The organism is Ideonella azotifigens, from assembly GCF_006519715.1.
Taxonomy (GTDB): Bacteria; Pseudomonadota; Gammaproteobacteria; order Burkholderiales; family Burkholderiaceae_C; genus Ideonella; species Ideonella azotifigens.
Genome location: NZ_VIDT01001047.1, coordinates 1 through 1,376, shown reverse-complemented (window position 1 = coordinate 1,376; position 1,376 = coordinate 1). Strand labels below are relative to the sequence as shown.

The window sequence follows — 1,376 nt, the reverse complement described above, 5'->3', positions numbered from 1 at the left end:
GGAAGGACCACAACTCCTCGGCCGCCGGCTTCACATGCCGGGCCGAGGCCGGCCGCTCGCGGTAGATGCGCACTTCCATCGTCAGCTCGAAGTCGCTGCTGCCGGCGGCCACCAGGCGGCGCGAGCGCATTTCCTTGCGCACCGAGCTGGCCGGCAGGAAGGCCAGGCCGTGGCCCTCGGCGGCCATGGCCTTCAGGCCCTCGGCCATGTCGGTCTCGTAGATCGGGTCCAGGTGCGGCGGCTGCGGCGCGTGCTTGATGATCTGCTCGACCAGGCGCGCCAGGTAGGCGCCGGAGGCGTAGCTGAGGAAAGGCACCGGCTCGCGCGCGGTGCCGGGCAGGCGGAACAGGGGCTGGCCGTCCGGCCCGGCCTTGGCATAGGGCGCCACGGTCTCGTGGCCCAGGCTCAGCATGTCGTAGCGCTCGGAGCTGAGCTGCAGCGGCTGGGTGGCGTGGTGGTAGGCGATCAGCAGGTCGCAGCTGCCTTCGGTCAGGCGCATCACCGCGTCGTGCACGTTCATCGCGATCAGCCGGCTCTTCAGTCCCTTGAAGTGCTGCTTGAGCTCCATCAGCCAGTGCGGGAAAAACGTGAACGCCATCGTGTGCGGCACGGCGAACTCGATCATGTCCTGCCCGGCCACCTGATGGCTGCGCATCATGTTGCGCGTGGCCTGCAGCGAGCCCAGCACTTCCAGCGCCTGGGCATGGAAGGTCTCGCCTGCGGGGGTCAGCCGCGTCGGGTAGGCCGAGCGGTCGACCAGGTCGATCCCGGCCCAGGCTTCCAGCGCCTGGATGCGGCGCGAAAACGCCGGTTGGGTCACATGCCTCAGCTGGGCCGAACGCGAGAAGCTGCGGGTTTCGGCCAGGCTGACGAAGTCTTCGAGCCACTTGGTGTCCATGGCCGATTATGGGATGGGCGTCACCACGCCCTGCCCGGAGAAATGCCCGTTGAGGTTGGCAATGAAGCGGTCCACCATGGCCAGCGCGGACTCGGGCGACTGGCCCCCGACGTGCGGCGTCAGCACCAGGTTCTGCTGCAGGTCCAGCAAGGGCTGCGGCGGCTCGGGCTCGCTCTCGTAGACGTCCAGCCCGGCGCCGGCAATGCCGCCGCTGCGCAGCGCAGCGGCCAGCGCCTCGGTGTCGACCAGGCTGCCGCGGCTGATGTTGACCAGGTAGCCCTGGGGGCCCAGCGCGGCCAGCACTTCGGCGTTGACCATGTGGTGCGTCTCGGGCCCGCCGGGCGCGGCCAGCACCAGCACTTCGCACCATTCGGCCAGCGCCAGCGGGCTGTCGAAGAAGCGGTGCGCCAAGCCTTCGCGCGGGCGGCGCGCGTGGTACCCGACGGGCATGTCGAAGCCGCTGGCGCGCTTGGCAATG

The 1,376-nt window shown here is 69.8% G+C and carries 2 protein-coding genes; both read right to left on the bottom strand.

Features of this window, described 5'->3' with window-relative positions; translation table 11 throughout:
• Positions 1-898 (bottom strand): LysR substrate-binding domain-containing protein (locus FKP22_RS30460; protein WP_141291938.1); only part of this gene is annotated, 898 nt, incomplete at its 3' end.
• Between the two features lie 6 nt (positions 899-904).
• A partial coding sequence (locus tag FKP22_RS30455; protein ID WP_310733399.1) for an NAD(P)-dependent oxidoreductase occupies positions 905-1,376 on the bottom strand: 472 nt, incomplete at its 5' end.